At 43.6% G+C, this 1,140-nt stretch carries 1 protein-coding gene; it reads left to right on the top strand.

The features are described 5' to 3' along the window. The coding region (locus AC3AYF_RS21520) for a copper resistance system multicopper oxidase (protein ID WP_487780505.1) at positions 1-1,140 on the top strand (1,140 nt) is incomplete at both ends.

The raw sequence follows: 1,140 nt of genomic DNA, 5'->3' as shown, positions 1-1,140 counted from the left end.
CCCGATCCTGTGGCTTTTGACCGAGATTATGTGGTGATATTGTCAGACTGGACGGACGAAGACCCTGATGATGTTTATGCCAAATTAAAAAAACAAAGTGATTATTACAACCGACAAGAACGTACCTCAGCAGATTTATGGGCGGACATTAAAGAAAAAGGTTCAGCACAAACTTACCAGGATCGCGCCATGTGGAATCAGATGAGGATGTCTGATCGTGATATTTCAGATGTGACCGGGTCGACCTATACTTTTTTGATGAATGGGCAAACGCCAGAACAACTATGGACCGGTTTATTTAACAAAGGTGAAAAGATTCGCTTGCGCTTTATTAATGCGGCGGCGATGACGTTTTTTGATGTACGTATTCCGGGAGTCAAAATGACCGTGGTCGCGGCAGATGGTCAAAATATAGAACCAGTGACCGTCGATGATATTCGCATTGGTGTTGCTGAAACCTATGATGTGATTGTTGAACCTGATGCCGACCAAGCCCATGTTATTTTTGCTCAGGCGATTGATCGTAGTGGTTTTGCCAGTGGTATATTGACGACCGATCCACATCTAAAAGCAGAATTACCAGATCTGGACCCGACACCTATTTTAGTGATGGCTGATATGGGCATGGATCATAGTGCTATGGGCCATGGGCAGAAAATGACCGATGTGAATATGCCCATGATGGAATCTCAAATGGACCACACCATGCATATGAATATGCAACAAGACATGACCATGGGCTCGGGTAAGGCTGGTTTTGGTAGCAATAAACCAGTTAATCATTTACCAACTGAATATGGACCACATGTTGATATGCGCGCCGAAATGCCGAGGTATAAATTGGATGATCCCGGCATAGGCTTACGAGATCATAAAATATTTTATGGCCGTAAAGTCCTAAACTATGCTGATTTGCACAATTTATATCCTACCGCTGATGCACGAGATCCCGATCGTGAAATTGAACTGCACCTGACCGGTAATATGGCTCGTTATATGTGGTCGATTAATGGGGTGAAATATGCTGATGCTGAACCGTTAATGTTGAAGTCCGGTGAGCGAGTACGTTTTACGTTGATTAATGACACGATGATGAATCACCCAATGCATCTACATGGTATGTGGAGTGAGTTAGAAACA

This window comes from Salinicola sp., assembly GCF_982684285.1.
This window is presented reverse-complemented; position numbering and strand designations above follow the sequence as displayed.